The sequence below is a fragment of the Variovorax sp. 770b2 genome (assembly GCF_900115685.1).
Lineage (GTDB): Bacteria > Pseudomonadota > Gammaproteobacteria > Burkholderiales > Burkholderiaceae_C > Variovorax.
This window is the reverse complement of the sequence record NZ_FOXJ01000015.1, coordinates 1-24,254: the sequence shown is the minus strand read 5'-3', so window position 1 is coordinate 24,254 and position 24,254 is coordinate 1. Positions and strand designations below refer to the sequence as shown.

General features: G+C 62.1%; 21 protein-coding genes and 1 pseudogene. All 22 read left to right on the top strand.

Features of this window, described 5'->3' with window-relative positions:
* Positions 1-1,076 precede the first annotated feature (1,076 nt).
* Positions 1,077-1,331 (top strand): hypothetical protein, encoded by a 255-nt coding sequence (locus BM133_RS34365; RefSeq protein WP_093444037.1) that lies wholly within the window; start codon positions 1,077-1,079, stop codon positions 1,329-1,331.
* A complete protein-coding gene (locus BM133_RS35345; RefSeq protein WP_177225047.1) occupies positions 1,328-1,486 on the top strand; it encodes a hypothetical protein in 159 nt (52 codons plus the stop codon). Before BM133_RS34365 ends, BM133_RS35345 begins: the two co-directional genes overlap by 4 nt.
* Positions 1,483-1,872 (top strand): hypothetical protein, encoded by a 390-nt coding sequence (locus BM133_RS34360; protein WP_093444035.1) that lies wholly within the window; start codon positions 1,483-1,485, stop codon positions 1,870-1,872. The genes BM133_RS35345 and BM133_RS34360 overlap by 4 nt, the downstream gene beginning before the upstream one ends.
* Before the next feature lie 269 nt (positions 1,873-2,141).
* The gene (locus tag BM133_RS35685) at positions 2,142-2,444 is read left to right on the top strand and encodes a TrbC/VirB2 family protein (RefSeq protein ID WP_256219451.1); all 303 of its coding nucleotides are present in this window, start codon (positions 2,142-2,144) and stop codon (positions 2,442-2,444) included.
* A gap of 14 nt (positions 2,445-2,458) precedes the next feature.
* On the top strand, positions 2,459-2,851 hold the full coding sequence (locus tag BM133_RS34350; protein WP_093444031.1) for a VirB3 family type IV secretion system protein: 393 nt from the start codon (positions 2,459-2,461) through the stop codon (positions 2,849-2,851).
* The gene (locus tag BM133_RS34345) at positions 2,829-5,246 is read left to right on the top strand and encodes a VirB4 family type IV secretion/conjugal transfer ATPase (RefSeq protein ID WP_256219450.1); all 2,418 of its coding nucleotides are present in this window, start codon (positions 2,829-2,831) and stop codon (positions 5,244-5,246) included. The genes BM133_RS34350 and BM133_RS34345 overlap by 23 nt, the downstream gene beginning before the upstream one ends.
* The gene (locus BM133_RS34340; RefSeq protein WP_093444027.1) at positions 5,247-5,915 is read left to right on the top strand and encodes a type IV secretion system protein; all 669 of its coding nucleotides are present in this window, start codon (positions 5,247-5,249) and stop codon (positions 5,913-5,915) included.
* Positions 5,909-6,226 (top strand): EexN family lipoprotein, encoded by a 318-nt coding sequence (locus tag BM133_RS34335; RefSeq protein ID WP_143100311.1) that lies wholly within the window; start codon positions 5,909-5,911, stop codon positions 6,224-6,226. Before BM133_RS34340 ends, BM133_RS34335 begins: the two co-directional genes overlap by 7 nt.
* Positions 6,223-7,191 carry a TrbL/VirB6 family protein gene (locus BM133_RS34330; protein WP_093444024.1) on the top strand — a complete coding sequence of 323 codons (969 nt, stop codon included), beginning with the start codon at positions 6,223-6,225 and terminating at the stop codon, positions 7,189-7,191. The genes BM133_RS34335 and BM133_RS34330 overlap by 4 nt, the downstream gene beginning before the upstream one ends.
* Positions 7,188-7,907 carry a VirB8 family type IV secretion system protein gene (locus BM133_RS34325; protein ID WP_093444022.1) on the top strand — a complete coding sequence of 240 codons (720 nt, stop codon included), beginning with the start codon at positions 7,188-7,190 and terminating at the stop codon, positions 7,905-7,907. Before BM133_RS34330 ends, BM133_RS34325 begins: the two co-directional genes overlap by 4 nt.
* A complete protein-coding gene (locus BM133_RS34320) occupies positions 7,904-9,487 on the top strand; it encodes a TrbG/VirB9 family P-type conjugative transfer protein (RefSeq protein ID WP_177225046.1) in 1,584 nt (527 codons plus the stop codon). Before BM133_RS34325 ends, BM133_RS34320 begins: the two co-directional genes overlap by 4 nt.
* 58 nt (positions 9,488-9,545) lie before the next feature.
* The gene (locus BM133_RS34315; RefSeq protein ID WP_093444018.1) at positions 9,546-12,290 is read left to right on the top strand and encodes a YadA family autotransporter adhesin; all 2,745 of its coding nucleotides are present in this window, start codon (positions 9,546-9,548) and stop codon (positions 12,288-12,290) included.
* Positions 12,290-13,036 (top strand): SGNH/GDSL hydrolase family protein, encoded by a 747-nt coding sequence (locus tag BM133_RS34310; protein ID WP_093444017.1) that lies wholly within the window; start codon positions 12,290-12,292, stop codon positions 13,034-13,036. Before BM133_RS34315 ends, BM133_RS34310 begins: the two co-directional genes overlap by 1 nt.
* Entirely contained in the window at positions 13,033-13,974 is a 942-nt protein-coding gene (locus BM133_RS34305; RefSeq protein WP_093444015.1) for an OmpA family protein, read from the top strand. Before BM133_RS34310 ends, BM133_RS34305 begins: the two co-directional genes overlap by 4 nt.
* Positions 13,975-13,983: 9 nt before the next feature.
* Positions 13,984-15,261: a type IV secretion system protein VirB10 gene (virB10, locus tag BM133_RS34300; protein ID WP_093444013.1), complete on the top strand. Its 1,278-nt coding sequence runs from the start codon at positions 13,984-13,986 to the stop codon at positions 15,259-15,261.
* Positions 15,258-16,274 carry a P-type DNA transfer ATPase VirB11 gene (gene virB11 / locus BM133_RS34295; RefSeq protein WP_093444011.1) on the top strand — a complete coding sequence of 339 codons (1,017 nt, stop codon included), beginning with the start codon at positions 15,258-15,260 and terminating at the stop codon, positions 16,272-16,274. Before virB10 ends, virB11 begins: the two co-directional genes overlap by 4 nt.
* Positions 16,271-18,553: a type IV secretory system conjugative DNA transfer family protein gene (locus BM133_RS34290; RefSeq protein ID WP_093444009.1), complete on the top strand. Its 2,283-nt coding sequence runs from the start codon at positions 16,271-16,273 to the stop codon at positions 18,551-18,553. Before virB11 ends, BM133_RS34290 begins: the two co-directional genes overlap by 4 nt.
* Positions 18,554-18,571: 18 nt before the next feature.
* Complete coding sequence (locus BM133_RS34285; RefSeq protein ID WP_093444007.1) at positions 18,572-19,588, top strand: KfrB domain-containing protein; 1,017 nt, start codon at positions 18,572-18,574, stop codon at positions 19,586-19,588.
* Positions 19,589-19,865: 277 nt separating this feature from the next.
* Complete coding sequence (locus tag BM133_RS34280; RefSeq protein ID WP_143100310.1) at positions 19,866-20,642, top strand: LPD7 domain-containing protein; 777 nt, start codon at positions 19,866-19,868, stop codon at positions 20,640-20,642.
* A gap of 146 nt (positions 20,643-20,788) precedes the next feature.
* Positions 20,789-21,799, top strand: coding sequence for a relaxase/mobilization nuclease domain-containing protein (locus BM133_RS34275; protein ID WP_093444003.1), 1,011 nt, complete (start codon positions 20,789-20,791; stop codon positions 21,797-21,799).
* Positions 21,800-22,764: 965 nt separating this feature from the next.
* Positions 22,765-23,862 (top strand): annotated as a pseudogene (locus BM133_RS34270) (sigma-54 interaction domain-containing protein); the annotation flags it as partial.
* A partial coding sequence (gene ampD, locus BM133_RS34265) for a 1,6-anhydro-N-acetylmuramyl-L-alanine amidase AmpD (protein WP_093444001.1) occupies positions 23,849-24,254 on the top strand: 406 nt, incomplete at its 3' end. The pseudogene BM133_RS34270 and the gene ampD, both read left to right, overlap by 14 nt.

Genomic DNA, 24,254 nt, shown 5'->3' with positions numbered 1-24,254 from the left:
GCGCGGCGAGCGCCACCGCGTGCAACGACACGCCTGATCAGGAAGGCAAGCGCAGCGCGCAGCGGCTGCACCGCGGCCGCGCAGCTCGAGCAGCTAAAGCAGCTGGTCGTGGATGTTCAGTGGGGGGCAACCGCAGGGCGGCGGGAGAGGGCGCAAGCCGCCTCCCGGGAGGCAACCGACAGGGCGCAGCACCGCAAGGTGCGAAGGCGTCAGCGAGGGAAGCCCACAGGGTCAAGACAAGCGCAACGCTGACTCGCTGCAAAGCACGAAGCAGGTCGGTTCAGCTGAACCCTTTTCGCAATCAACGCCAAAAAAAATTGCAGCCCGTTGGACGCTTCGCCTCGGGCGAGAAGGAGGTTCGATCCACCCGATGGACATGCAGACATCCCACGGCGACATGGAAACAATAGGCCAAATACCATCCAGATAAATATTAATTACTCTTGTTGTTAATTCAATATCAATTGATTTCCTTTTTCCATTCGCGCCGCATCGTCAATAAACCGTGATTTATTTATCACCCCGCCACCAAAACAATCAATTCTTCGGTTTTGATTACTCAAGTGGGTAGTCATGCATGTTCGAATAGCGCAAACGATCAACAAAACCATCGATATGCCAATGGAATTTCTCGGGCAATTAACGCTCAGCCAACGAACTCAACGATTCCGGTTTTCCAACTCGACAACGAACCGACGAAGTCCGAGACCGGCAAGGTAGGACGCCAAGGCGTCGAGTCGCTTGAAGTACCGCCGCCCTCCTCGTTGTGCCGCAAGGACTTGCTCGGAGGTGCCCTCCTTCATTACCAGGACGAAGCCTTCCGCATCCTCTCGGGCAATTAGTTTTCCGGCCTTTCCGGTCGATGCAAGTTGGCGCAATAGCGGTGTGCTGAACGAACGAGGATGGTTCATCAAAACTGTCGTAATTAATAGGCGAAACACGACAAGCGACGCAGCAAATCAATCGAAGCGCCGAATCAAGAAGATGAAATTGTCTACGCAAAACCCCATGAAATGCAAAACCTTTTCCCCAAGAATTGCCATTAATTGCTCGATCGGCCCGAAAGCCAACCAGCAATGCGCCTGATGACGGAGCACGACCTCATGCTCTTCATGAAAAGCGGTGTACTCAAGCAATTCAACATCAGCCAATCGAAGTGCGGCCGGTATTCGCTGCATATCAGCCTGACCATCGAGAAAGAGGAATTCATTCTTGCTGGAACGCGCAACAAGCCGCGTGAATGGGCGAGCCTGGACACGCTGGCCAAGCACATCGGTGCGAGATACGTCGGACCGCCTCCGATCCTGCTGTCGCTGAGGGCGGTGGCATGAGCGCCCGCTCGCTGCTGTCGTTCTGCGCTTGTGTAGCCCTGCTGGCGGGATGCACCAGCGTCCCGCAATTGAAGGTGCCGGACGCCGGTGAAGCCGAACACCAGGTGAACACGCCAGAGAAAGCCTTCGAGATCCAGCGGAGGTATTCGCGGTGACACAGACAGCAGCTGCACTCTCCCTGTCGCTGTTGCTCGCGCATGCCGCGCCCGCCGCGCCGCTTGCGAAGATCGACGAGGCACGTCTTCAGATATTCGAACAGGAGCGTGTCAAAGCGTTCACTGAATTGCGCGCGCTCGATGACGCGCCTCGAAGCGACGAAAAGACCGCGCAACAGCACCGGCTGCGCGAAGACCTGGCCGCGCTGGCGCGAGAAACCACCCGTGTACGGGCCCTCCCCTCCTCCACTCTTTCTCATCCAATGCAGGAAGAAGCGTCGACGCAATCGACGCGCGTGGCTGTACGTGATGCGCCGAACCGGACTGTCGGCAGCTACCAGCCGTGGGACGTCTTGCACAACTTCCCGCGCAAGGAAGTTCGATGACGTGTGCCGACACCTCCACGGCCAGTTGCCTGCTCAGCGCAGTCAGCCTAGCCTCCGATGGGCAAACGCCGAGTTGGTACTTGGTCGGCACAGCCATATGCCTCTATTTCGGAGGCCTGTGTGAAAGCACCTGGGCTGGCGTTCGAAAGGCCGACCAGTGGTCATCCGATGCGCTTCAGCGGCTCGAGGAAGCGACGTCCCGAGCGCTCGCATCCACCCCGCATTCGGCGCACACCTTGCCGGCCATCCATTCCACAAGAGCTCTTTTCGTGAACAGAACCTTCATCACCGCAGGCCAAGTGACGGTCGTCACCGTCCTTTGCTTTGCCGCGCAGGGCGCGATTGCCGCAGGAGGCGGCCTCAGCAAGGCGAACGACGAAGCGAACAACTTCAGGCTGTGGCTGTACGGTTTCCTCGGAGTGATTGCGGTCATCGTTCTTCTTTACTACGGCCTCTGTGCCTGGTTCGAGCGCAAGAGCTGGTCGGACTTCGCGATGGCGTGCGTGGGTGTCGCCGTCGTCGGCGCCGCACCCTCGATCGCCACATACCTCTGGACCTTGTTCAGCAGCTGACATGAGCACAAGCAATGGACGACGAATACACGAAGCCCGAGTTCCACAGCTACAACGGCTTGGGACGCAAGGCGATGGTTCCCAAACTCGGCGTGCCTTACATGGCGGGCCTGACGATCTTCGTCGTCGCCATCCTGGGATCGACCCTGATGGCGGTTGCAATGGAATCACCCGTCGGATACCTGGCCGGAACGTTGGCTGCGCCACTACTTATCTACATCAAGGAGATCTGCCGAACGGACGACCGGGCGGTAGAGATCGTGCTGATCGAGACCCGTTGGGTGCTGACCCGGTTGAGCAGCGGCACCGCCAGCTATTTCGGAGGCACGTTCACCTTTTCTCCTGTGGCCTACGGACGGCGATTCAAAGATGCTCAGAAATACTTTGAAGCGCATCCCCGCGGCTGAAGACTACGTGCCGCCGTACAGGTTCCACCTGACGAACTCGATCGTCAACCTGGCCGATGAACGCTGCATGTTCGTTGTCCGCTGCCGCGGCACGCCTTTCGAGGCAGTCAGCGACGGGATGCTCGACAACAGCTTCGACGCGCTCAACGCGATGGCGTTGAACCTGGGTAAATCGGTCGGCGGCCGACTCGGCGTCTGGTGCCATCTGGATCACTACCAGACGAAGTTCGAGGCCGACTACCAGTTCGAATTCGACTGGCTGCGCCAGTTCTCCAAAAGCTACCTCGACAAGTTCGCAAATGCGGCCGTGTTCGAGAACTGCTTCTACATGTCCTTCGTCCTCAAGCCCGGAAGCAACGACACGCTTTCGGAATGCGTCCGTGAACTGGAAGAAGTGCAGCTTCACGTGACTCAGTCGCTTCGATCCTACGACTGCGAAGTCCTGCGGAGCTACGAACGCAACGGTCAGCTGTTCAGCGAGACCTACGAGTTCATCGGTTACCTGAACAACGGCTTCTGGGAGCGCATACCCGTCACCGCGCAGCCACTTTCCAGCGCGGTGCAGAGCAGCTCCCTGCATCACGGATACAAGCTCATCGAGACGAGGTCACCGGATGGAAGTCGCCGTTTCGGGGCCTACTTCGACCTCAAGGATTTCCCTTCCCCCACGAGGCGGGGGATGCTCATCCCCCTGCTCGACCTGCGATTCCCGTTCCTGTTGACGATGAGCTTCTGTTTCATCGAACAGGCCGGCGCTCTCAAGATGATCGCCGCGACAGAAAACAAACTGCTGAGCGCGGGCGACAAGGCGGTTGGCCAGCTCGAGGAGATGAGCGAAGGCGAAGGCGCCATTCAAGCGGGAGAGATCTTCTTCGGCGAGCTTCATGCCTCGATCGCCGTCTACGGAGCTACGGAGAAGCAGACCGAGGAGCGTGGCTCCACTGCCCGCACCACCCTCTCTGCTTCATGCGGAAGCCTCTTCGTTCCTGCAACCCTGAGCGCACCCGAAACCTTCTTCGGGCAGTTTCCGGGGAACGTGAAGCGTCGATCCCGCCCCATGCCGAAGACCACGCGGAATCTGGTCGGCATGTTCGGAATGAACGCCTACAGCAGCGGCAAGCAGCACGGCAACCCGATCGGCGACGGCACTGCATTGATGCCGCTGTTCACGCCAGCGAAAGGTGTCTATCACCTGAACTGCCACTACTCGATTCCCGACCAGGACGAGATTGGACAAAAGCGGGCCGGGCATACCGTCATCACCGGCGCCACCGGTGTCGGGAAGACGACCGTGCAAACCACCATCCTTGGTTTCGTGTCCCGGTTCGACGCGAAGATGTTCGGGCTCGACAAAGACGGCAGCATGCGCGGGCTCTTCGAAGCGCTTGGGGGCACGTATTTCAAGCTTGAATCGGGTATGCCCACGGGCCTGGCGCCGTTCCAGCTCGAGAACACTGCAGAGAACCGCAATTTCCTCTACGACCTGGTTGCCGCGTGCGGTCGCCGCATGGGCGAAGAACTCGCCGCGGAAGACACGAAGGACATCAAGCGCGCCGTCGACAACGTCCTCGAGCTGGACTTCGCGGACAGGCGCTTCGGTGCCGTGCTGCAGAGCATTCCGGACCGGGGGAAGGATTGCCTTCGGAAGCGCCTGGAAGATTGGTGCTATGGCGACGTGGAGGGCAGGTACGCCTATGCCCTGGACAACGAACGCAACGAGTTCGATTGGGACAACTTCAAGCGTGTGGCGTTCGACGTGTCCGACTTCCTGGTCGACGGTCACCCGGCGACCGAGCCGATCCTCGCCTACCTGCTCCATCTGAAGAAGATCCTGCAGAAGCAACGCGGCGTGCTGGCCACGATCATCGAAGAGTTCTGGCTGCCGCTGAAGTACCGCACTACCTGCGAACAGATCCTCGAGATCCTGAAGGTCGGCCGCCGGCGGGACGAATTCGCGATCCTGGTGACGCAGTCTCCCGCCGACGCCAGCCAGAGCCCGATCCTGCCGGCGATCCTGGAGCAGACCGCCACCAAGATCTACCTCGCGAATCCGGATGCCGAGTACGACCCGCCGTCCGGCACCGGCGGGTACATCCGCTTCAACGTCACACCGAAGGAATTCGCCCGCATCAAGTCCTTCGGCAAAGAGTCGCGGCTGGCTCTCATCAAGCAAGGCGGCCAAAGCGCCGTCGTGCACCTCGACCTGACTGGCCAGGAAGAGGACATCGCCGTCCTCGCCATGGCGAAAGACGACTTCCCACTGCTGGAAAAAGCACAGAGCGATGTCGGCAGGCATCCCGATGCATGGGTGCCCGCCTTCAAGAAGCTGCGACGCGAGTTTCGCGCACAGGCCAAGCGGGCAGCGCCTGCGACTTCAATCATCAAGGGAACGTAGATGAACCTGAAGCAAGCAGTCGCGTGCGCGATCTTCGCCACCTCGCTGTCGATCGCCACCGGTGCGCAAGCGCAGCTCGCCACTCTGGTCGTAGGCGATGCGCCGGCAATCATGAACCAGATCGAAACCATGATGCAGTGGGCCGAAGAGTTCGAGAAGTGGAAGAAGCAAGCCGAGCAGATGGGCTCGGTCATCCAACAAGGCAAACAGACTTACACAGCCATCACCGGTTCCCGCGGGATGGGCAGTGTTCTGAACAGCCCGCAGTTGCGATCCAGCCTTCCGGCCGACTGGGACAAGGTGATGGACAGCATCAAATCGACCGGAGACTTCAGGGTCGAGCGCGCGAAGTACCCGACCGACGCCTCGCGTCCCAAGCTGATGAAGATGTACGACCAGCTCGCCGCCAACGGCGCCGCCTTCAGCATCGAGTTCAGGAAAGCGAACGGTCGCCTGCAGAACGTCCAGTCGCTCATGGGCCAGATCGACGCAGCCTCGGATCCCGCCGCGAAGCAGGATCTTGGGAACAGGCTCGTGAGCGAACAGAACGCGATCGCCGCGACCTTGCAGCAGACCCAGGTCCTCAAGGCAAGGCAGGAATCGGAAATGCTCCTCGCCCAGCAGGAAGCCCAGCATGAATTCACCTGCAGGGAGTTCAAGAAGTGCTGATTGCAAAAGCGCTCTGCAGACTTGTGGGCCGCACCGCTCCGATGGCAGCCCTATTTCTGGCCGGCTGCTTCCAATCGGCAGAGCCGCCCGTCTCCGTGCCGGATTACTGGCGCGATCCCGCCCGTATGTCGATCGATGTCGGATGGTGCAGTGCGCGTCCGGGTGAGCGCCACGACCTCCCGAAGTGTGTGAACGCACGTAAGGCCATCGACCTGTGGTCGATCAACGACGGCCTCATCCGCTGCCACCAGTACGGGAAGGTAGACCAGACATGCGTTGAAGCCTTCATCGCGCACCGGAGGATGGAGTGAACGAGGCCGCGCCAGTCTCCTGGTTGCTGGACCAACTCAACCAGCTGCTCGACAACGCGCTCAGCGGCGTGTCGTCGCAGATCGCGAGCACCATCACCCCGTTGGCGGCCGCGTGCTTCGGCATCTACGTGATTCTGATTGCCGTCAACTACGCCCGCGGCGCGGAGAGCATGCCCGTCTACGACTTCGCGCTCAGATGCGCCGCCTGGGCCCTGATCATCGGCCTCGGCCTCAGTGCATCGGGCTATACCCGCACCGTCGTTCCAATCGCTCGAGGCCTCGGCGCGGACCTGGCCAATGCGGCCAGCGGCGGGACGCTCCAGGAGGGTGCCCTCGACAAGTTGCTGCTGACCTACCTGCAGATCGTGTCCGACGCCTTCCTGAATGCAGACGGCGTCGTCCAGACGATCATCGTCGCCGTCAAGGCCTTGCTCGTCGTCGGTTGCCTGCTGCCTTTCGTGGTGGTGGCGGCCCTCACGCTGCTCACGTCGTCCGTCGGACTTGCGCTGGTAGCGGCCGTCGGTCCGATCTACTTCGCCTTCCTCCTCTTCCCCGCCACACGAGCCTGGTTCACGACCTGGATCAACGCGATCTGGAGCTTCTCGCTCATTCCGCTCTTCGTCGCGACAGTCGCTTCAATCGGCGTCGGGCTCAGCCAGCAGATGCTCGGCTCGAGCCTCGGGTCCGACACCACGTTCGCGCAGGTCTTCATGGCGTCCTTCGGAAACCTCCTGCTGGCCTTCCTCGTGAAGTTCGTCGCGGGCCTCGCCAGCTCGCTGAGTGCGGGCGGATTCAACTTTGGCAGCGCGAAAGGCGTGGCCCACGCAGCCAGTGCCATCCGCGATTCGGCCAGGGGCACCGCGAGAGATCTTCGCGGCGTTCGCGGCTTCGATCAACGCAGCGGTGCTGCACTGGGACGGATTGGCTCGGCATTCCGAAGCAACAGCATGAGGAAGGCGGGATGACCCTCCTGAACGACACCAAGACCAGCGCGGAAGCAAGCTCACCAAGAGACGCCACAAGAGCCTTCTTCCGCGCTGCCAAACAATTCGAGAAGTCGCGAATCGAAGACGTGCTGAAGACGTCAAAGCTGGCCTGGGGCCTGGCCGGCGTCGGGGCGCTGATCGGCGCGTTGGGAACAGCTGCTGCCACGGTGGCCGTTGTCTACCGCAGAGACCCCGAACCACTGGTGATGCAGGTAGATGGTGCGACGGGCGTCACGAACGTGCTGCGCTCGGTCAAGGACGCCAACGACCGGTACGACGAAGTCAACGACCGCTACTGGATCGGCCGGTACGTGCTCATGCGCGAGGGGTACGACTGGTTCACCATCAGCGACACGGTCGAGGCGGTGAAGCTCATGTCGGACGAGCCTATCGGCCGCGAGTTCTATGAGTTGGTCCAGCAACCTGGCGCACCGCTGTCCCAGCTGAAGGACAGAGGAAAAGTCGTCCCGAAGATCGTCTCCATCACCTTCGTTGGCGACACCGCGCAGGTGAGGTTTACGACCGAGGTCCAGAACCTGGGTGGCGACAACAGCGACGGGCTCAAGGCGCTCGGATGGATCGCGACGATCGCGTACAAGTACGAATCCGGTTACATGACCGATCAGCAGCGGCTGATCAACCCGCTGGGTTTCAAGGTTCAAAGCTACCGCAAGGACCCCGAGGTGGTGCGTTGAGCGCGCGCGCATACAAGGCAAAGGGAGCCAGCGCGATCACTGACCCCCTTCCGCTCCTCGCGGCGAGTGCATTGGCCGTGGCACTGGCCCAGCCGGCGAATGCCGGCGGGAAGATCCGCGAAGAACGCTATGACCCGGACAGCGTCTACACGATCCAGACTGCCATCGGCTGCGTCACGCTCGTCGAACTGGAAAAAGGGGAAGTCGTGGACCCCTCGAGCAATGGCGGAATCGGCATGGGTGATGCCCAGGCCTGGGGCATGGCCGTCGCCGGCAACAGGATCTTCTTCAAGCCGACGAAGGACAGTCCACAGACGAACCTGATCGTTGCGACCGACCGACGCACCTACGTCTTCGACCTGCAGTACTTGTCATCCAAAGCTTCGTGCCCATCGCTGAACGGAGCGACGTATGTCCTTCGGTTCTCCTATCCGGAGACTGTCCTGCGGAAGACGCCGGAGCAGTTGCGCAAAGAGGCTGCGTTGGAAGAAGCAAAGGCAAAGCCCGTTTCGATCAACACGAACTACACGTGGCGCGGGTCCTCAGTCGCGCTGAAGCCTACCGCCGCGTGGGACGACGGCCGGTTCACCCGACTGCAGTACGACAACGCCGCCGAGCTTCCGCAGTTCTACAAGGTGCTGCCTGACGGCGCCGAAGCGCTCATCAACAAGAGTCTGGACATCGAGGATCCGACGATCGTCGTGCTGCATGAACTCGCACGCACGGTTCGTGTCCGGCTGGGGAACGACGTGATCGAGATAGCCAATCGCGGGCACACGCCGCCCGCGTTCAATCGCCTCGGCGCAGGCTTCCCGGGCACGCTGCGCGACCCCGCCAACGGGGCTTCAGAAGGCGGCCACGCCGGGCCAACCGAACGACCGACCTCCGTCTCATCGGCGACGCCCGCGCCCGCGCTGCTCGTCCCTTTCGCACAGGCAACGCCCGTACCAGCAACGCAGAACCTACCGGTAGCGAGGTCCCCTGGCGGGGATTTCGTTGTTCCGGCCGACGTTCAGACGGTTCGCGGGCTCGCGCGCCGATGGGCGGAGGCCGCGAAGTTACAGCTGAACTGGAGCAGCGACGTCGACTATCCCGTCACGCGCCCGATGCGCAGCATCGAGGCGCCAAACCTTGATGCCGCGATCGCGCTGCTCGGTTCATCGTTGAAGGGCGTCCGACGACCGCTTGCGATCACGCTTGAGCCCGCAGGCCTCACCGTCGCCAGCAGCGTGCAAGCCGCGGCGGTGGAAGCGCCAACGATCGATGCCGCGTCGAACCGATCGCCCGCCACCCAAGCCGCGACGCGTCCAAGAACGAACGGCGAGTGGCTCGTTGGTGAGAACAAGTCTCTGCGGTCAATCGTCGAGACGTGGGGTGCAACGGCCGGCTACTCGGTGCTCTGGAAGAGCACGTTCGACATCGCAGTGACACCCGCGGTCCAGGAGGCGCGGTACGTCGGTCCCTTCAAACAGGCACTCGGCGGACTCTCTCGGGTGTTCGGCGATTTCAAACACCCGCTGCGCATGACCTTCAGCGAAGAAAACACCGAGCGCCCAGCGCTCCTCGTGCTTGACGAATAACGCACAAGCACGCCGTCCTCTCACCAACGTCACACAGCTCGCATTCATCAGGGAAAAAATGAAAACCAGAGTCACGATTATTGCCGCCGCCGCGGCGCTTGCCTGCAACCTATCGGAAGCGCAGGTCATGGGCACCACGACGAACTCGTTCACCTCCGTGGGCGTGAGCGCAAACGCCCAAGTCAATGGCACCTCAGTCGGAGTACTTGCCAACGCAGGCCTGCAGGCTGTCGCGGTCGGCGGAAGTGCGAATGCCAATGCACCAGGCGCAGTCGCCGTCGGCGGTTGCATCAACATCATCTGCGTCGATGCTTCGACGGGGGCAATCGTCAACCAGGCGTTGCCGGTTGGAACGAGTTCGACTGCAGTCGGTGCCGGCTCGATGACCCCTGCCGACGGTGCGACCGCGGTGGGCGCGAATTCCAACGCATCCAACGTCAATTCAGTTGCCCTTGGTGTAGGCAGTCGAACGACCCGCGACAACTCAGTGGAAGTTGGCGGACGTCAGATCACGGGCGTCACCGCCGGATCGTCTGGAACAGACGCAGTCAACGTCGACCAGCTCAACGGTGGTCTCTCGTCGACGCTGAATCAAGCCAAAGCCTATGCGGACACGAAAGCATCCGAGGGTGTGAGCCAAGCCGTCAATCAAGCCCGCGTATACACCGACGTCAAAGCTGATGACGCTCTGAAGTCGTCGAAGGCGTTCACGGACGCCAGAGCCGGCGAAACCCTGAAGAGCTCGAACGGGTACACCGACACCGCGGCAGCGAACATGCTGCGCCTGGCCAATGGCCATACCGATGCCAAGGCCGCGGAGACCCGTTCGGGCGCAAACGTCTACACGGACAACAAGACCAAATACTTCAGTGCAAAGTCAGATGGGGTTGCTTCTCAGACCAACGGGCAGGATTCGGTTGCAGTTGGCCCGGGAACCGTTGCAAACGGCAATGGCTCCATCGCCGGGGGCCTGAACGCCACGGCTAACGCGGACAACACGGTCGTTTTTGGGTCGAGTGCGACGGCCAGCGCGGACTCGGCTGCCGCCTTTGGCCACGGATCACAGGCGTTCGCTGTCAACAGCACCGCGGTGGGCCCGGGCGCGACGGCAGTGAATGCCAACGACGTCGCCATCGGCTACGGCTCGAACACCTCCGCTGTGGTTGCCACCGCAGGGACAGCCATCAACGGCACGAACTACGGCTTTGCCGCGCCCTCACCTACCAGTACCGTGAGTGTCGGAACACAAGGCGCAGAACGAACCATCACGAACGTCGCCGCGGGTCAGCTCTCTGGCAGGAGCACTGACGCGGTGAATGGAAGCCAGCTCAGCGCAACGAACACCGCGCTGGACGTCCTGGGTAGAGCTACGAATCATCTCGGCGCCGCGTCGGCAAGCAACCTCGGGGGCGGATCAAGGTACGACGCTTCAACCGGCACGGTATCCGCACCGACTTACACCCTCAACGGTGCGGACTACGGCAACGTGGGAGCCGCACTCTCGGCGCTGGGAGGCGCCGTCGCATCGACCAATCCGGATGGCCTCGCGCCGGCTTCCGCGACCGCCAGGAACTCCGTCGCCATCGGCCCCGGTTCGTTGGCCGATAGAGACAACAGCGTCTCACTGGGGACTGTCGGCACGGAGCGCCAACTCGTGAATGTCGCCGCCGCGCGGCTCACGGCGGACAGTACGGATGCGGTCATTGGCGGCCAACTCTTCGCAACCAACAGCGAGCTCGGCAAGCTGGGCGACAACGTGAGCCGCTCCGGCCAATCGGCGGCCCGCAATCTCGGTGGCGGCTCGACCTACGACCCAGCCACCGGCACGGTGACAGCTCCCACCTACTCGATCAACGGCGTGAGCTACGACAACGTCGGTGGAGCGTTCGGCGCAGTGGGCAACACCATATCCGCCACGAATCCGAAGAACCTGGCTCCCGCCACTGCATCCGGCGGGAATTCAGTGGCGGTTGGCCCCGGCTCAATCGCGGATAGGGACGACAGCATCTCGTTCGGATCCGCAGGGTCAGAGCGCCAGCTGGTGAATGTTGCCGCCGGCCGGCTCACACCCGACAGTACCGACGCCGTCAACGGCAGTCAGCTGCACAGGACGAACACCGCGCTCACCGCGGTGGGCACCGGTGTAAGGAATCAAGGGGTGTCGGCAGCCGACAACTTCGGTGCCGGCTCGACCTATGACCCGAACACAGGCGCGATTTCCTCGCCCAACTACACCCTTAACAACGTCAGCTACACGAGCGTCGGAAGCGCGCTCGGTGCCCTCGGCGCCGCAGTCGCTGCAAACAACTCCGAGAAGCTACCGGCGGCGACGGCCTTAGGCAGGAACTCCGCCGCACTCGGGCCCGGTTCGGTTGCCGACCGCGACAACACGGTCTCTATCGGCACTCCGGGCGCCGAGCGTCAACTCGCGAACGTTGCACCTGGCACCGCTCCCACGGATGCAACCAATGTCGGCCAGGTTGCGTCGATGGTGGAGAACAACTCTCGGGGTGACAGGTCCTACACCGATGAGCGTGTCAACGCGCTCGATGCGAGGAATCAGAAGCAGATGGCCGGCGTCGGTGCGATGGCAATGGCTGCCAGCGCGCTCGTGCCGAATGCGCGTGCGGAGGGCAAAACCAGCCTCAGTGCGGCCGTGGGCACATATGGCGGAGAAAGTGCCATCGCTGCTGGTGTGAACTACTACATCAGCAACCAGCTGCTCGTGAATGCCAAGCTCGCGCTCGCGACGGCAGGCCCGGCCAAGGCCGGCGCCTCGGTTGGCCTCACCTGGGGGTTCTGATGCTGATTCAGCGTAAACGAGCACTCTTCGCCGCGGCGATCATCTGTGCAACCGGCGCATTGAGCGCTTGTGGCGGAAGTGGTGGAAGCAGCAGCAACGGCGGGCTCGGCGCCGCCTCATTCCCCGCCAACTCCAAGACGTTCGTTGGAAGTGACCTGCACGTCCAAACCGCAGGCATGTTCCTCGGCGACCCGTCGACCACGAGTGGCTGCAGCGTCAGCATGTTCGGCGATTCGATCCTCCGTGGTGGCTATCCGCTGAACAATCTGCCGGCAACCCTCCCCGAAACTCCCGCAGCGGGAGTTCATCGGATGCGTCCCGCCTATACGGTGGTCGACAACGCAGGCGACGGAGACTTTGCGCTGCGAAAACTTCAGAGTTTCTTGAATTCGAGCCTCGACACCCGATTCGTGGTCATCGAATACGGTATGAACGACGCGGGGAATGGCCTCGCATACGAAGCGCCGCTGAGAAGCATGGTTCGGCGGGTGACAGCCGCCGGCCGGAAGCCGATCGTCACGGGCCTCTCGCATGTCGTCGATGAAGTACCCAACCGCGACGCATATGACGCAGTCGCCAGACGCGTCGCGGCGGAGGAAGGTGCTCTCTTTGCCGATTGGGATTCCGTGCCTTTCGACAAAAGCCAAATGATGGACGGGGTGCATCCATCCCAGCCGTATTCCACGCGGCTTGCCGAGCGCATCGTCGAGGTTCTCGACAAGGCGGCGCCGGAGTGCGCGCAATGAGACGTCTCTCGAAGATCGCCTGCAGCAGCGCGGCCGCCCTCGCTTGCGCGAGCGCGCTCGCGCAGCAGTCGCCGCCCCCCGTGAGCGGGCCCATTCCCGCGAAGGAATACTGGACTGCCAAAGCTCAATGCTGGGCAGACCTCGCGGTTTCGGAGAAATACCAGGGCGATACGCGAAACACGGCGAAAACAGCGGCAGACAACGCACAGAGGATTCGCTCGGCACTTTCCAAGGGGCTCGAGCCGACCAGTGCGGACGAACAGCCTATCCACGCACGAGAAGTTCTCCCGAGCCTGAATTCTCGGAATGGGCGAGCTGCATGGCGTTCGGACATCGAGAAGATCTCCGCGGCCGTGTTCCGGTACCACGAGCACCAATGCCGGACACCACGCTCGGCATGTCTCGAGGTTGCGCTCGAATCGGTGTGGGAGAACATGGAAGAGACGCAAGGAGCACGCTGGAATCACGGTCGTCCTGAAATCGATGCCGCCCTTCGCCTCGCTAGCGGGGCGGTCGACGACCTTTCGCAATGCGATCCTCCGCCAGAACCAATTCCAGTCACTGATCTGCCGCGGGCCATTCCACAGCGCTCGCTTTCCGCGGACGTGCTGTTCGCTTTCGATTCGGCTGATCTCACTTTGGCGGGCGAGAGGGCCGTGACCGCAGTGGCCAAGGAACTTGGCCGAGACAGCGGTTCGAGATTCCGCGTCGTCGGCCATACGGACCTCATCGGCAAAGCTGCCTACAACCAACGCCTGTCTGAGCGCCGAGCCGCTGCCGTAAAGAGAGTGCTCCAGGAGAGCTTGCCCGACGCCTCGATCGACTCCGCGGGGGTCGGCAGCTCCATGCCGATCGTGACCTGCTCGCGTCACCGCGACGCAAAGACGATTGCATGTCTTGCGCCGAATCGGCGCGTCGTGATCCAAGTCCTGCCGTAAGGAAGCCAGATGGTCGCGATCACCGAAGCGCCAGCGGGCGCTGCCTTGGGCAGCCGCGGCGCGATTCCCTCTGCCGGCGACGATGACAACCGAATCCTTGGGGCGCCTCAGGGCGCAAGGAAATCCAGAAGCAACGTCACCCGGCTTTTTTCCCTTGTCGTCGTCATGATCGGCTTGGCCATCGTCGTTGGCGCGAGCATGTACTTCCTGAAAAAGCGGGCGCGAACTGCGAAGGCGGCAATCGAGAAAGCGGTGGTACCTCAAAAGAACGCCGAGGTGACAAGCGCAGGCATCGAGCGCACGAAGGCCGAAATCCTGGAGCGCGCGCACTCCGAGCAAGCTGAACGTGACCGACTCGTAGCCGCGAACAGCGCGACGCCCCAGACCGCAGGCTCCTCGACGGCTGCGGACGCCACCCCCGCGCCCGCGACCGTTTCTCCCCGCGACCGACGGATGTCGGGCGGGCCATTGATTGCCGCTTCGAGCTTTCTTGCCGAGCAACTTTCAGAAACGGCGCACGCGTCGGGTGCAAGCACGGTCGAAGGCCAGAGCAACCCGGCGCTGCGCGCGCTGGCTGCCGCCCAAGCACGCCTGCAACAACAAACGAGCGCCGGCGACGCCTCGTCGTCAGGGATGACGGGAGAAGGTGAGCTCGGCAGAAGACTGAAGCCGACGGCCCTGGCCAGCGCGACCGCGGGAGTCCTGCCGAACCTGGACTATCTCCTCAAGAAAGGAACCGACATTCCGTGTGCCCTGAAAACCGGGATCGACACGACGCTTCCCGGCCTCATTCAATGCACCGTCGTCACCGACGTCTACTCAGCCAACGGCCGCACGCTGCTGATCGAACGGGGCGCCGACTTCTTCGGGGAGCACAGGTCGGAGCTCAAGCAAGGACAGGCGCGAGCCTTTGCCCTGTGGAACCGCGTAGACAACCCGTCGGGTGTCTTCGCTGAACTGGACAGCCCCGGCGCCGATGCGATGGGCTTCAGCGGCATCCCGGGCGACGTCGATACCCACTTCTGGCAACGCTTCGGCGGCGCGCTCCTGGTCAGCCTCGTCGACGACTTCGGTACCTTCCTGTCGAACAGGGAGGGCATCCAAGGAGGAAACGGCCCAGGCGTCAACGTCAGCAACACCACGCAGACAGCTTCTTCGATGGTCTCGGAGACGCTGCGCAATTCGATCAACATTCCTCCGACGTTGAGGGTTTTCCCCGGCACTGTCATCCACATCCTGGCCGCTCGAGACGTGTCGTTCGAAAACGTCTACAAGCTGACGAAATGAGCGGCACCACGCGCGGCATCGACCGCTCGCTCACAGTCCGGGAACTGATGGCCAAGTACGGATTGGCCGAAGCGCTCGAAGCCAACGTTACCGAGCTCGGGATCAACAAGCCCGGTGAACACTGGACCGAGAACGCTCAGGGGTGGCACCGTATCGAGAACGATCGCCTCACGCTGTCCAACCTGCACGGTCTGGCGACGGCCATGGGCGTCTACAACCGAAGACCGCTCGACCAGGACAGCCCCATTGCCTCCCTGACGCTGCCAGGCGGCGAACGCTGCCAGGTGGTGCTTCCTCCGGCCTGCCTCGAAGGCACGATCAGCATCACGATTCGCAAACCGTCGCGCAGCAGATTCACCCTCGCCGAGTACGAAGCAAGTGGCCGTCTCAGCCCGAAACTGGTCACCGAGCGGACCGAACTCTGTCCTTGGGAGGTTCAGCTGGCCGAGCTCGCGAGCCGCCGCGAGTACGTCCGATTCTTCGAGCTCGCCGTGGCCAACAAGCTGAACGTCGTCACGATGGGCGGAACCGGCAGCGGCAAGACGACGTTTTCCAAGACGCTGATCGACCTGTATCCATCCCACCGCCGCATCTTCACGGTCGAGGATGCGCACGAGATCACAACGCCGCTGCATCCCAATGCCGTGCATCTGATGTTCGGACCTCACGTCCCGGCGAAGGAACTTCTTGCCAGCGCGATGCGCATGAAGCCGGATCACATCTTCCTGGCCGAACTCCGCGGCGACGAGGCGTGGGACTACCTCATGGCGTTGAACTCTGGCCATCCTGGCAGCGTCACCTCGATTCACGCGAACGATCCGCTGTCCGCGCTCTACAAGATCGGAAGCTACGTGAAGCAATCCGAGGTCGGGCAGACGCTCGACCTCGGTTACATCATGAAGGTGGTCAAGACCACGATCGACGTCGTCGTTGCATTCGAACGCACCTACCTGAGCGAGATCTACTACGACCCTCTCGAAAAACTCCGTCTTCTGCGAGGCGGCATCCTGTGAAGAAAGCAGTGACGGCAGGCGGGATCCTGGTCCTGTGCGCCTTGCTCGGAACCGCCGGCCTCCTGCAGGTCAGCGCGGTTGCCCTGATCGGACGGTTCCGCATCGACGCCGATCCGACTCCCACGTTTCCCTTCCTTCTCGCATCGGAGGGCGACAAGATTCAGAAAGCACTTGCAACGGCGGCTTGCCTCGCAAGCATTGCCCTCCCCGTCCTAATGACGGGCGGAATGACATTCGGACTGCTGATGCCAGTCAAACGCGAACAGCACGGCTCTGCCAGATTTGCGTCACGCAGCGAACTCCTGAAGGCGGGCCTCTTGCAGGAAGACAGACCCGACGACAAGCACCCATCCATCATCGTTGGCAAGCTAGCGGAAAGGTTCCTTTACTTCCGCGGGATGCAATTCATGTTCCTTGCTGCACCCACGCGGTCGGGCAAGGGGGTGGGCATCGTGATTCCCAACCTCCTCCACTATCGCGATTCAGTGGTCGTTCTCGACATCAAGGATGAGAACTTCAAGATCACCGCGGGGTTCCGCGCGCAATGCGGCCAAGAGGTGCACAGATTCGCTCCGGACGACGAGGACTTCAGGACTTCCGGCTGGAACCCGCTCTCCTACGTCCGGGAGGACGAGGTCTTCCGGGTCGGCGACCTGATGTCGATCACCAACATCTTGTACCCACCATCGGAGGACGTGTGGTCGTCAACCGCGGAAAGCCTCTTTCTTGGTTTGGCCTTGTACGTCATGGACACGGCCAAGGAGAAAGACAACTTGAACATCGCCTTCATCCAGCAGGCCGCAACCTCACTGCGCTTCCTAAAGGACGAGAAGGCCTTCGACACGTATGTCGAGGAGCGAAGGGAGTTCGAACCGCTCTCGAGTGACTGCACCAAGCATCTGAGGAAGTTTTCTCAGACCTCGGACAAGCTGCGCGGCAGCATCGTGATTTCCTTCGACAAGCCACTGGGCGCATTCGTTGATCCGGTGACCGCTCGTGCCACCAGCACCAACTCGTTCGATCTGCGCGAAGTCCGGATGAAGCGGATGTCGATCTACGTCTGCATCAAGCCGGGAAACATCGACAAGTACGGCTCGCTGCTCAATCTGTTCTTCCAGCAGCTGCTCACGCTGAACATGCGGGAGCTTCCCGAAGACAACCCCCAGTTGCGGTTTCAGTGCCTTCTGCTCCTTGACGAATTTCCGGCAATGGGCCGCGTGGCCATCATCGAGAAGGCCAGTGCATACATGGCCGGCTACAACATGCGCCTGCTGCTGATCTTCCAGTCAAAGAGCCAGGTCAAGGACAGAAAACTCTACGACGAGACCGGCGCGAAGACGCTACTCGGCAACATGGCCCTCCAAGTCTGCTACGCACCTCGCGACGACGACGATGCGAAGGACTACAGCGCAATGATCGGAGACATGACCTGGAAAGGAGTCTCCCGGTCTCGTCAGCTCGGCGCCTTCTTCTCAGACAAGGGAAGCGGCCGAAGCGAAAGTGTGAGCGACCAGCGACGAGCTGTACTGCTTCCTCAGGAAGTGAAGGACATCGGCCAAGAGGCCGAGATCGTCAGCATGGAGAACATGCGCCCTGCGCTGGTAGACAAGATCCGGTGGTACTGGGAGCCGGTCTTCACCTCCAGGGCAAACCTCCCAGCCCCCAGTGTTCCGGATCTTCGAATCGACCAGAACACGATCGAGGACGGCGGACGACCACCAGTCGCATTCTTCGAAGGCGCCGCACTGGAAACCGGGCTATCGCCCGGAACAACTTTCGAGGTCGGTTTCTCGCCGCGAAGAAATGCACTCGAAGTGGTCATGTCGCTGATCCTCGGTGCGAAGTCCGAGCTGCTCGTCGCAGGCTACTCCTTCACGAGCAAGGAGATTGCATTCGGCCTGGCCGACGCAAAGTCGCGCGGCGTCAGCGTGCGAGTGGTCGTCGATCACAAGCAAAACCAGGATGAACAAGGCGGATACCGGGCGATCGACTATCTGATCGCTCAAGGAATTCCAGTGATCCGCAACGAGAACTACTCGGCGATGCACCACAAGTTCATGGTTGCCGACGGCCAGCACCTGGAGATCGGCAGCTTCAACTACACGGCCTCCGCAAACACCAGGAATGCCGAGTGCGCCGTGGTCTTCCGCAATTCGACCGAGCTTGCCGAGGTATTCCGCACCGAGTGGCATCGCTTGGCAACAGAGCCGAAGGTATCCATCGAAGACATCGTTCGACTGGATGCCGGATTGGACGCCCTCAAGGCAATGGGCTTTTAACTCAGGAGAGGTTTACACATGTCAGCATTTGGAGATTCCACGAGCTTTCTCGAAGGCGCCGCGCAGGAACAAGTTCCCGACGGTGCCGAGATCAAGTTGCACAGCGCCAGCGAAACCGGAAACTACACTGGCGAGGTAGTCGCGATTGACGAGCGGTATGCGCTGCAGCGGCTTCGCGACAGCAACAGCTTCGTCGTCCACGAAACGGAGAAGCTGGCCGATCAGAGCGTGCAGACGGGACGGATCTACTCCGTCCGCTACGCAGAGGGTCGTCCGTCCGTCGAGGAGGCCATGCAGACGGCCGATGGACAAAGTGGCCGCCAACCTAGCGACCCTTCGGACCAGTCGGCGGAGCCGGGAGTGCGACACAACGAGTCGTACTTTCAGATGCGCGGCTCCTTGATGAAGCAATTCGGCCAGGACATCAAGGTGTACGAGGCGAAGACTGACATCGGCAGATACAACGGCGCGGTTGTCTCGATCACGCCGGATCGAGTCGCCCAACAGATCTCGCGCGGAGCCTTCGTCGTCCATGACAAGGACCGCCTTGCAGGTCAGTACCGGCGCGGAACGCTTGTGGATGTGAACTACAACAATGGTCGCGCGATCTCCACGCTCACGCCACAGCAGCGCGAGCAGACCGCCCAGCAGCCGAACCGCCAGTTCGCACCAGAACCCAAGACTCAGCCGGCGGTTGCTGCCGCACCGCGCAACGAGGCGATCGATGAAGCTTCGCTTCATGCGAACGCAGCGAATGCACTCGGCAAGAATGCGGAGCATCTGAAAACACTCCCCGGTCTCAAGCGAGCGCCGGCGGACCAGATCGCCCAGTTGGCGTATTACCGAAGCGTTCTGGAAGAAAAGTGCAAAGCTGATCCGGTCGTACAGACGGAGAAGCTTTCGCAGTTCGACGAGATGGCGCAAATGAAGGACAAGGCCCAGAGCCTTCTGAAAGGCGGCATCCCGGAATCGGCCGTGACCGCCCCGGCTATCGATGCCGCTCAGCAGCGCACCGATGAAGGCCCAAGCCTCTGACCGCGCAAGAACAATGACAACCGAACCAATTGGAACGAGTGAGGGCAACGAGGGCTCCTCCGAGGACCCAACAGCTGCATCAGGCGCACGGACGAGATCGATTCTTCGACTGAAGACGCCCACATCTGAACGCGTGCCTGCCCCAGGACCGAAAAAACCAGCAGCACAAATGCGGGAAGCGGACGCAAGCGCAGAGCCTCTGCCTCAGAAGGCAGCGCCCGCGCTGACGCCGACGCCGCACACTTGGCGGCAGGGGCCGGGCACCCCCGCATCAGCTGTGCCCAACGAGCTGGAAACACGAGCGCGCCCCGGAAACCTCGGGGTCGGCGAGTTCGTCGTTCCACTCAGCGTGGCAAGCCGATACAGCACAGTGGACGGCAGGTACTTCGCGAAAGACGGCAAGAAGGACCCGATGCGCGAGATGTTCCGCGACCACGGGGTGAGATTGTCGACGTCGACCACGGACAAGGCAGCGATTGCGGACATGGTCTCTCTCGCAAGCGCCAAGCAATGGAAGAGCCTCAAGCTCTCCGGCGCGCAAGAGTTTCGTCGCGAGGCCTGGCTGCAGGCTGAGTCCCAAGGTATCCGAACAATGGGCTACACGCCAAGAGATGCCGACATCGCCGAACTTCGCACGTTGACCAACGAAAGGTCGATGAATCGCATCGAGCCGATCAAACCGCTCGGCAGCGAAGAGAGTCATCCCGTCGCGCGCGCCGCACCACGCGCCAACCTGGATAAGAACCAGGCCTTCCTGCACACCGAAGCAGCGAAGGCACTGGCATCCAATGCGGCCGCTCTCCAGGAGGCATTGCAAGGGCGGGGCTTCGAGGACGTGGCGAAGCTCGCGTACTGGCGTGGTGTCGTGATCGAAGAGAACAGGCATCAAACGTCAACGGTGCGAAGCGAAGTCCTGGCTCGTTTCGACGAGCAAGCCAGGGAGCCAGGCTTTCTGAAGACGATCGAGCAGCAGACACACGGAACGCTGGACGACAAGACCATCGACCGCGTCGAGCGATCTCTCAAGCGCGATGGCCACGAACAGTCTCTATGACCAGCGCCTTCGATCCAGTCGATTCATGGTTCGAAGACGGGTTTCGCGTTCGACGAGCAAAGGGAGCGTCCGCGGCACGCCAAACGCAGCGCGATAAGCGCCGCGCGGATGCGGGCGGCGCGCCCACACCCCGCGGAGCTGTCCGTATGGACAGTTCGGCCAAGACGAAGAACATCAAAGCAGTCATCCGGAAAGCACCCGAGGTGATGGTGAAGATCACGGGCAGTTCCGACGGCCTGACAGCCGTGAAGCGACACCTCGAGTACATCTCGCGCAATGGAAGGGTGGAGCTCCTCGATGAAGCGGGACGATCGCTCGAAGGCAAGAAGGCCGTCGACGACTATCGACAGCAACTGAAAGCCGCGCAGATCCCCGAGATGAGCGGCAGGCGCGAGTTTCTTCACATAGCGTTCTCAATGCCCACCGGCACGCCGGCGCCAGCCCTGAAAGAGGCGGTCGCCCAGTTCTGCCAGGAGGAATTCTCCAATCGGCGCTGGGTGATGGGAGTCCACGAGGACACCAAGCACACTCACGCGCATTTGTGCGTCGGCACAAGAGACATCGACCGCGCCGACGAGCCGCGGCTAAGCCCAAAAAAAGCAGACCTCTTCCGCTGGCGCCAAGGATTCGCAGAAAAGCTCAGAGAACTAGGCATTGATGCCGCCGCGAGCTACAGGCAGCACCGCTTCAAACACCAGAAAGCGGAGCACGGAGTCATACGTCAGATCCGAGCCGAGCATCCCGAGCTAGCGGGCTACAACGCCGAACGCGCAAGCGCGCGATCGCATGAATCTATGCTCAAGGACTTGGCAGCACCTGAAGCCGCTTTCGTAGGCCCTTCCCGGCCCCCCCGTGTCCCCAAGGTGCTACAGCGGCTAGCCAATGAAGTGGCCGTTGCAATTGCAGAAGGAAGACGCCCGAGCAATCCAGCATCGGAACAGATGAAAGCAAGCAGGCGAGACGTCATCAAACGATGGACCGAGATCCAGCAGCGACTCGAGGCTCAAGGCAGCCAAGAACTCACCCATCAAGTGGCTGCACTGCTAGCCGATGGGAAGAGTGAACCGAGATCACTTGCACAAACCCTGTTCGACGAGGCAGGAGCCGCCAGCCGCAAAGTCGAACAGCAGCTCGACATCGATACCGGTCTGGAGTGAAAGTCAGTAGTTTCATCCCTGCGGCGCAGAAGCGTGGCATAGAAAGCCGCCACATTCCTCGGCGGATGCGCTGGGACGCCAGCAGGCAAACGGCCATGATTCGGATCAGGGCGCAGCCGAAGCTGCCAGTGATGTGTCAGGTACGGACGGAGTTACGTTGGGTACACCCGATCGCACCATGAATTGGTTGTACCGGAGGGTCAGGTCGAAGATGTACTCAATCAACGCCGTGACAAAGGACATCAAATCCGAACCGTCCTGCCGGGTAATGTCAATGTCCACCGTACTTCGTGCTGCGGCATTCGATTCACTGTGGGAGTCATGACGGACCTCGATGTTGTTCCGAGTAGCAATCGCTGGGGCAAGGCAACGCGGGCTGTCCCACACCCTCTTTGCGCAGAAGATAACGTTGTCTGGATGCAAGCGAAGCGTCCGTTGGTAGAAGCGCTCATGGACGCACCGCTGACCGAAGAATGGGTGACGGACCAGCTTTCGCAGGCGATCGAATCGAGCCTCCGCTAACCGTGCCCCTCGCTCGCGAGCTTTCGAAGGCCTTGGTGTTGCACGTCAGAGGCTAGCAGCCCTTTCTTCCCGTGCAAAAAAAGAAGCCCCGCGCAGTTGAACCTGCGCGGCTAAGCACCGGCATCAGGGGCAGCGAGGAGACAAGCGTTGACGATGGCCGGCGCTGATCCCGGCACGTGTCTGGACGTGGCGGGGCAGTTTTCCTCACGCCATATTTCTGCCTCTAGTCAACCGCGCATCAGCCTGCGCATTCACCAGTACACCAGCGCGCCGGGCTTGATTCCGGCTTCTCAATTCACATCCCCTTTCGAGGCATCTCCATGGAAGCGTTCCGATGGCCCGCAGGTCCTTCCGTGCTGCTGCCAGTGTGATAGCGCATGTGTTGTCGCATATTGCCCGCCAGCAGCGCCAGCGAACGCGCCGAGTCCGCATCGAGCATGGGCAGCAGCGGCGTTGCAGCGCTCGATCGCCTGGTGGGCGATTCGGACCCGATGCGCCTGGTCAAGTCGCGCATCGCCAAGGTGGCGCGCGGCATGGCGCCGGTGCTGGTGCGCGGCGAGTCGGGCACCGGCAAGGAACTGGTGGCGCGCGCGGTGCACGCCTGCAGCCAGCGCAGCGACGGCCCGTTCGTCGCTGTCAACTGCGGCGCGATTCCCGAGAACCTGCTCGAGGCCGAATTCTTCGGCGCGAAGAAGGGTTCGTACACCGGCTCCTCGCAGGACCGCGACGGCTACTTCCAGGCCGCGCGCAGCGGCACGCTGTTCCTGGACGAAATCGGCGACCTGCCGCTGGCCATGCAGTCGAAGCTGTTGCGCGCGATCCAGGAGCGCAGCGTGCGCTCCATCGGCTCGACGCAGGAAGAAGCGGTCGACGTGCGCATCGTGAGCGCCACCCACAAGGACCTGCACGCCGAGGTGCAGGCCGGCCGATTCCGGCAGGACCTTTTCTATCGCCTCAACGTGATCGAGATCGCGGTGCCCGCGCTGCGCGACCGCCGCGAAGACCTGCCCGCGCTGTGCGCCGCGCTGCTCGCGCGCATCGCGCAGGACGGCGGGCTGCCGGTGCCGCACCTGTCGGCCGAGCTGCTGCGCCGCCTGGCGCTGCACCCGCTCGAGGGCAACGTGCGCGAGCTCGAGAATCTGCTGCACCGTGCGGTCGCGCTCAACGACGGCGACGAACTGCACCTGGACCTGATGGGCGGCAACGTCGCGACGACGATGGCGGCTGCCGATGTGGCATCGGTCACGCCCTCGCAACTCGCGCCTCGCAGCGACGCGCCGGCATCGGCCACGGAACCCAAGCCGGCGCCGGTGGCCGAGTTCAAGCCCACCCCGCCGCCCCTGCCGTCCGACCTGCAGGCCTACCTCGACCAGCAGGAGCGCGAGATCCTCGTGCGCGCGCTGCACGAGAGCGGCTTCAACCGCACCGCGGCCGCCGCGCGCCTGGGCATGAGCCTGCGCCAGATCCGCTACCGCATCGCGCGGCTGGGCATCACCACGCCCAACGGCGACGATGGCGCCAGCAGCCATGTCGACGACTGAAGCCCTTCCGCACGACACGCCGCCCGCCGACGACGGGCTCTGGCGGGCCGGCTGGTACCGCTTCGCGAAAGCCCTGCCCTCGCCGAACTTCGGCCCGCGCCCCGCCGGCGCGCAGACCGACCTGATCGTGCTGCACTCGATCAGCCTGCCGCCCGGCGAATACGGCGGCGATGCGGTGCAGCGGCTCTTCACCAACCAACTCGACTGGGATGCGCACCCCTACTTCCAGTCGATCCGCGGCATCGAGGTGTCCTCGCATTTCTACGTGCGCCGCAATGGAGACCTTTGGCAATTCGTGAGCTGCGACGAACGCGCGTGGCATGCGGGCGTGTCGTCGTGGCGCGGCCGCGGCAACTGCAACGACGACTCGATCGGCATCGAGCTCGAGGGCC

What these genes read in the sequence shown, in the direction of transcription:
- BM133_RS34315 (WP_093444018.1), top strand. Translation starts at nt 9,546, where the DNA reads ATGAAAACCAGAGTCACGATTATTGCCGCCGCCGCGGCGCTTGCCTGC.
- virB11 (WP_093444011.1), top strand. Translation starts at nt 15,258, where the DNA reads ATGAGCGGCACCACGCGCGGCATCGACCGCTCGCTCACAGTCCGGGAA.
- BM133_RS34275 (WP_093444003.1), top strand. Translation starts at nt 20,789, where the DNA reads ATGGACAGTTCGGCCAAGACGAAGAACATCAAAGCAGTCATCCGGAAA.
- BM133_RS34325 (WP_093444022.1), top strand. Translation starts at nt 7,188, where the DNA reads ATGACCCTCCTGAACGACACCAAGACCAGCGCGGAAGCAAGCTCACCA.
- BM133_RS35345 (WP_177225047.1), top strand. Translation starts at nt 1,328, where the DNA reads ATGAGCGCCCGCTCGCTGCTGTCGTTCTGCGCTTGTGTAGCCCTGCTG.
- BM133_RS34350 (WP_093444031.1), top strand. Translation starts at nt 2,459, where the DNA reads ATGGACGACGAATACACGAAGCCCGAGTTCCACAGCTACAACGGCTTG.
- BM133_RS34285 (WP_093444007.1), top strand. Translation starts at nt 18,572, where the DNA reads ATGTCAGCATTTGGAGATTCCACGAGCTTTCTCGAAGGCGCCGCGCAG.
- virB10 (WP_093444013.1), top strand. Translation starts at nt 13,984, where the DNA reads ATGGTCGCGATCACCGAAGCGCCAGCGGGCGCTGCCTTGGGCAGCCGC.
- BM133_RS34365 (WP_093444037.1), top strand. Translation starts at nt 1,077, where the DNA reads ATGCGCCTGATGACGGAGCACGACCTCATGCTCTTCATGAAAAGCGGT.
- BM133_RS34310 (WP_093444017.1), top strand. Translation starts at nt 12,290, where the DNA reads ATGCTGATTCAGCGTAAACGAGCACTCTTCGCCGCGGCGATCATCTGT.
- BM133_RS34305 (WP_093444015.1), top strand. Translation starts at nt 13,033, where the DNA reads ATGAGACGTCTCTCGAAGATCGCCTGCAGCAGCGCGGCCGCCCTCGCT.
- BM133_RS34340 (WP_093444027.1), top strand. Translation starts at nt 5,247, where the DNA reads ATGAACCTGAAGCAAGCAGTCGCGTGCGCGATCTTCGCCACCTCGCTG.